Source organism: Rhodococcus sp. ENV425, assembly GCF_002887785.1.
Classification (GTDB): domain Bacteria; phylum Actinomycetota; class Actinomycetes; order Mycobacteriales; family Mycobacteriaceae; genus Rhodococcus; species Rhodococcus aetherivorans.
In genome coordinates this window covers 6,939-13,089 of the sequence record NZ_PCZU01000063.1, presented here as the reverse complement: position 1 = coordinate 13,089, position 6,151 = coordinate 6,939, and the positions used below count along the sequence as shown (strand labels likewise).

The 6,151-nt window shown below is 65.4% G+C and carries 5 protein-coding genes; 2 read left to right on the top strand and 3 right to left on the bottom strand.

Annotated features, from left to right (window positions below; translation table 11 throughout):
• The first annotated feature begins 58 nt into the window (after positions 1–58).
• Positions 59–1,063 (top strand): DUF4192 family protein, encoded by a 1,005-nt coding sequence (locus CQZ88_RS04695; RefSeq protein ID WP_102799317.1) that lies wholly within the window; start codon positions 59–61, stop codon positions 1,061–1,063.
• Between the two features lie 229 nt (positions 1,064–1,292).
• Here the strand turns inward: CQZ88_RS04695 and CQZ88_RS29765 are convergent, their stop codons facing one another.
• The 3 genes from CQZ88_RS29765 to CQZ88_RS04685 form a co-directional block, all read right to left on the bottom strand.
• Positions 1,293–1,457, bottom strand: a complete 165-nt coding sequence (locus tag CQZ88_RS29765; protein WP_180986946.1) for a hypothetical protein — start codon at positions 1,455–1,457, stop codon at positions 1,293–1,295.
• Positions 1,458–1,577: 120 nt separating this feature from the next.
• Complete coding sequence (locus CQZ88_RS04690) at positions 1,578–2,078, bottom strand: hypothetical protein (RefSeq protein WP_258008442.1); 501 nt, start codon at positions 2,076–2,078, stop codon at positions 1,578–1,580.
• A 42-nt stretch (positions 2,079–2,120) separates the two neighbouring features.
• A complete protein-coding gene (locus CQZ88_RS04685) occupies positions 2,121–2,555 on the bottom strand; it encodes a hypothetical protein (protein ID WP_043798101.1) in 435 nt (144 codons plus the stop codon).
• 249 nt (positions 2,556–2,804) lie between these two features.
• Here CQZ88_RS04685 and mobF point away from each other — a divergent pair.
• Positions 2,805–6,151 (top strand): MobF family relaxase (mobF, locus tag CQZ88_RS04680; protein WP_258008443.1); only part of this gene is annotated, 3,347 nt, incomplete at its 3' end.

The following is a 6,151-nucleotide window of genomic DNA, read 5'->3' as shown; positions in this document are numbered from 1 at the left end:
ACCGAAAAAACACCAACAAAACATCGAAAACTCATCAAAACAGATGTAAAATTGAGTCATGAACAACAACGAGAACGCCCCCGTTACCCGCCTCAACACCGCCCAGTTCATCGAAGGCATCCCCGCCTTCCTCGGCATGGTCCCGAACGAATCCCTCGTCATCGCCCTGATCGATCCCCAGGGAACGACCGGCCCCTTCGCCCGCCTCGACCACGACAACGCCACTGCCGTTGTCGCTCTCGACAAGCTCATGGCCGCCGCCGAATCCGCCGACTTCAACGCCACCATCGCCGCGCTTGTCAGCATCCACCCCAACGGCGACACCGCAGAGGAAACCCTTCTCGCCGCCACCCGCCACGCCTACACACTCGGTCTGGCCGTGCCCATCGCCGCCGTCCTGCCCGAGTACACCGCCGGTGAGACCTTCTTCAACTTCCCCAGCGCCGAATCCGGCGAACTCGGTGACATCCTCGCGAGCACCGTTGCAGTCCTCGGAGTCATCGACGGCCGCGCACCCATTGCCCCCAGCCGCGACGCCCTTGCCGCCGAACTCGCACCCGCCGAAGACCTCGGAGTGTTGTTCGAGCGCCAGTGGGACGCGCGCCAGGCCCGCGCCCAGGCTCCCGAGATCACCGACGCCGCGAACCTCGAGACGCTGCGCGACGCCATCGAAGCACCCCGCGAGCTGACCTACCCCGAAGCCGTCGCCGTCGCGATCACCCTCACCGACAACCCCCGCGCCCGCGATGTGGCCCTGTACTTCTCCCGCAACGTCGCCGCCGTCGCCATCCTGACCGACGCCGCCCGCAAGACCTCCGGCTACGTCCGCTTTACGATCCTGTCCGTCCTCGCCGCCGTCGCCTACGCACACGGCTACGGAGTCCGCGCCGCCGTCGCCCTCGACGCCATCGAGAACGGAGTAGCCCACGAGACCCAGATCCCCAAGCTCGCGCTTCTCATCCGCCAAGTCGTCGACCACGGCTTGCACGCCAAGGGAGTGCAAGAAGTCCTCGAGGCCGGTCGAAACGTCCTCCCCGAATTCGGATTCGCCCCCGAGGACTGACAACACACCATGAGGCCCCGCACCGACCGGTGCGGGGCCTCGCCCTATCTCCAACTCACCAACGAACCCGCCCGCACCTTCCGCAGCGCGCAGGGCCGAGCTCAGGGCATCGAGCCCCTTCGCCCGACTTCTCCCGCAGCTCACGCACGGATCCGCGCCACCGTGCCGGGACGACACCCAACCGCAGTGCCACGACCGTGCATCGTCACGGTGCGATTCAGGCGAGCCGTCAGAGAATGTCCGGCTTATCGGAGAAGCAGATGTCGATGCTGCGAGTACGGGGTACGTCCAACACCGGTATGCCGGCGACCGCCGCATCGAGGGCCAGGTCCGAAATCGGCATCACCTCGAGCACGGCACCGAGCAAGACCGCTTCCGCTTCACTGCGCTGCATAAGAACCCCTAACGTCTCCGAAACCGCCCCGACTCGCGTGCAACGGTCAACTCTCATCATCGAATATCCACCATGGCCGAACCAACCGCCTCGACACATCAGAAGACGATCGCCTGCCAACTACCACAGCGTTCCTTGCGCCACGTCGTACAGGGCTGTCTCGATCGCGTGCTGATCCCAGCCATATCGCAAGACCGCCTCGCGCACCGCTCGTGAGCGTCGAGCACGTTCGGCACGGTCGGCACGGTCGGCGCCGAACCACAACCACCGGCCCCCGCCGCGACCCTTACGCCCCATGTCCGCCATGTTCTCAGCGGCCGACGCGAGCACCACATGGGCAGCGAAGGCATCACCGTCGCCCGTGTTGACGCACAGCGGGTTGTCACAACGCCGGTGCATCGCCACTTCGTTGTCGTCGAGGCCACGTTCCAGCTCCACAGCGAGCGCGTAACGGTGCGGCCGCACCACGATCTGATGACCGTCTCGAGCTATCCAGAACCGTCCGTAGCCGTCGTCAACGAGCGCACCGATCCAGAGGTGACAGGAATCCAAGTCCGGTCCGTACACCACGCGTTGGAAGAAGCGAGTCCGTTCGATCTCGTCTCCTGGCTCCCACCGCACAGTGGCTCCGTCTCTGACCTCGCGCCGTTGCTTGCTGCCCGATCAGGAGCCGGAAGCAGCTACCGGCACGTCGGGCGTCGGTGCCTTCGCCTCACTGCCGCCCCTGCTCGATCCTTGTGCGGGAGGCGTCGAGTCGTTGTTCTCTTCGGCCAGCTTCACCAACCGGCGCACCATCGCCACGTCCAGATCGACGAGTTCGGAGATCGAGGTAGCGGTCTCGCCACGTCCAGCAACCTGCGCCAGCGACCTGCCCGCCGCGAGTTCGGCCGCAGCCTTCTTCTTCTCGAACTCCTCGTTCGCCTTGGCGATCGCCGCATCACGACGAGCGGCGGCCTTGTCCACCTTCTCCAGCGACGCCAACGCGCGCTCGAGGTCGCGCTGGTTGTCGCTGATCCGCTTGAGCAATTCAGCGCGCCGTTCCGACAACTTCGACCGTGCCTGACTGCGCGCCGAGATCACCTTCGTCCCGTTGTGCACCGCATCCCCCGAACCACTCACTGCGACACCCTTCCCGTCTACAACAACTCACGCCGAGTCTAAGCCAGCGTCCCGACCAAACCCGTGTCTCCGCCGGAGCGGTCTGCGACCGCCGGCTACACCGATCTACATCGCACCGTATCCGGGTATCAGCACCAGAAGAGATGGGACACACCTCTTGCAGTTTTACTGACATTCGGGAAACCTGCTCCCAACCTGCGCGTTCGTACCGCTAAGATCGAGCCCGTGATGACCCTCCACGTCCTGCACGCAGCGGACGGCTACGAGTACCTGACACGTCAGGTCGCCACAGCCGACCGCGAGCGTAAACGTGGAGCAGAACTCACCGATTACTACACCGCGCACGGCACACCGCCCGGCGAATGGTTCGGCTCAGGAGTGGACGGTTTGAACGACCTTCTCGACGACATCCACGTCGAGAACGCCGACCGGATCTCCGCCGGAGATGTCGTCACCGAGACGCAAATGAAGGCCCTGTTCGGCGAAGGACTCCACCCAAATGCCGACGCCCTGATCGCCGAACTCATCGACCGGGGCGTCCCGTCCGAGGACGCAATCCGGCTCGCTCGACTCGGACGGAAGTTCCCGACCTTCAAGAACGACGTCGAGCTGTTCGACCGCCACGCGGCCGAGATCGCCGAGTACACCGACACCCACGGACATGCCCCGAGCCGGGATGAATCCGCTGCGATCCTCGACCGCATCGCCGGAGGGATGTTCCAGGACAAGCACGGCCGACCGGTGGCAAACGAAGCCGAACTGCGGAACTGGATCGCCCACGAGAAGGGCAAAGTCCGCCACCCGGTAGCGGGACACGACCTGGTTTTCACACCGCCCAAGAGTGTGTCGAGCCTGTGGGCACTGGCACCGAACGAGACGCGCATCGAGATCGAGCGCATCGTCGATGCCACGGTGAAAGACACCCTCCGGTGGCTCGAAGAGAACGCCTGCTTCACCCGCGTCGGCCGTAACGGCGAGGAGCAGATCGACACCAACGGCTTCGTTGCCACCCTCTACAAGCACTTCGATTCCCGCTGCGGGGACCCCAACCTGCACACCCACGCTGTCGTGTCGATCAAGACCCAGGCCGCCGAAGACGGCAAGTGGCGTGCCGTCGACGGATCGACAATGTTCCGCTTCGCTGTCGCCGCCTCGCAGCGATTCAACGCCGAAGTGATGCAGCGCCTGAGCACCGAACTCGGTCTTGAGCTGACCTACCGCGAGATCGAGCAGGGAAAGCAACCCGTCGTCGAACTGGCCGCCATTCCCCGCAATATGCTTGAGGTGTTCAGCTCCCGCCGCAGCGCAATCGAGGTCCGCCGCGACGAACTCATGGCCGAGTACCGCGCCAAGTACCAGCGGATGCCCGACGCCAAGACGATGTATCAGCTCTATCAGCAGGCCACCCTCGATACCCGCGAAGGCAAGGCCGACGCGAAATCACTCGCGGAGATGCGCGCAGAATGGCGCGAGAAAGCCGCCGAAATCCTCGGTGGCAACGAGGCCGTCGACCAGCTCGTCCGCGACGCCTTCGCCGCCGATCACGCACCGATGCCGCAGCGTCGAAGCCTCGACGACGATGCCCGAGACGTAATCACCAAGCTCGAATCCAAACGCTCGCGCTGGCAACTGCCGCACATCATCTCCGCCGTCCAGGCCCACCTCGGCGGCGAGACATTCCCCGACCTCGACACCTACCGCAACGCGGTCGATCGACTCACCAGCCAGGTCATGGAGTTATCAGTGACCACCCCACGGGCCGAGCTGCCCGCGATCCCGAGGCGTCTGCGCCGACGTAACGGCGACTTCGTACTGTCCCACCACGGCAGCCACAAACACAGCTCCCAGCGCATCCTCGACGCCGAAACGATGCTGGTATCGGCCACCAGCGAACCCACCGTCTTCACCGCCCGCACCGCCTCAATCCATCAGGTATACGAGCAGATGCGCGCCGAAACCGGGCGCAACCTCAACGCCGGCCAGCGCACCTTGACCGAACACTTCCTGCAATCCGGGGCGCTGCTCGCCGTCGGTGTCGGACCCGCAGGAACCGGAAAAACCACCAGCATGAAGGCCGTCGTGCAGGCATGGCAGAACGAAGGCCACAATGTCATCGCGCTCGCACCGTCCGCAGTTGCCGCCGAAACACTCGGCGAAGAAGTCGGTGTCACCGGCCTGACCCTGGCCTCCCTGACCTACCCCTGGCGTGGTCTCGTCGGCAGTCGCCCCGGCACACTTCCGGCCAGCATCGACATCGCACCGGGCACGATGCTGCTCGTCGACGAAGCCTCCCTTGCCTCCACCCTCGACCTCGCCGCCGTCGTCGAGATCGCCAAGGAACGTGGCGCAGTCGTCCGCCTGCTCGGTGACCCGGCCCAGCTCGACGCTGTGGAGACCGGCGGAATGCTGCGCTATCTGGCGCGCAGCACCGACGCCCCTGAGCTCGACACCGTGGTCCGATTCGGCAACGACACCGCCCAAGCCGAAAACTCGATGCTGTTGCGATCCGGTGATTCCACCGGTCTGGATCTGATCTACGAACGCGATCTCGTGCGCGAAGGAACGCGCGAAGAAATGATCGGCCAGGCCGTCGAGAACTACCTCCACGACCTCGCCGACGGCAAAGAATCCATCGTCATGCTGCCCACCCGCGAGGACGTCACGGCAGCCAACATCCAAGTCCAGGCCGTGCGCCGCCACGACGGAACCAGCGACGAATCCACCACCGTCGCCCTCGCCGACGAACACACCGCCGGCCGCGGAGACATCGTGCTCACCCGCAGCAACCGCCGCGATCTGAACCCCTCCGGCGGAAAGAAGGCCGGAGCGTTCGTGCGAAACGGCGACCTGTGGGAAGTGCTCGACGTCGTGTCCGAACGCGGTGTGATGACCGTCCGGCACTTCGAACACGGCGGCGTCATCACCTTGCCGGCCGACTACATCAGCACCCACGTGCAACTCGGCTACGCCTCCACCGTGCACCGCGCCCAGGGCGTCACCGTCGACACCGCCCACGCCATCATCAACCCCGACATGGACCGCTCCGGGCTGTATGTGGCCGTCACCCGCGCCCGCACCGACAACCGGATCTACGTCCCAGTCGACGTGCCCGTCAACCTCGACACCGAGCGTCCGCACCTCGAAGACAAGAACGTCTCCACCGGCCGGATGATCCTCGAAACCGTCGTCGCCACCGACAACGGCCACCGCACCGCCACCGAAGAACTCGCCGAACAAGCCGCCCACGCCACCGACCCGGAACGGCTGCGCGAGGCATATCTGGCCGCCCAACGCCGCCTCCGCGACGGCGCACTCGAGACCGAGATGCGCCGCACCCTGCCCGAACACATCGCTGCCACCATCGAAGGCACCGAGGGATGGGCACAGCTTCGCCAGGTCCTCGCCGACGCCCACGACCACGGCCACAGCACCCGCACACTCCTCGGACACGCACTCGCCGAAGGCCCCGTCGCCGGAGCGAAAGACATCGGATCGGTCCTCGCCCACCGCACCCGCGCCATCGTCGGCCAGTTCACCGAACACCCGACATTGCCGCCGCTACCGATCCGCGACCC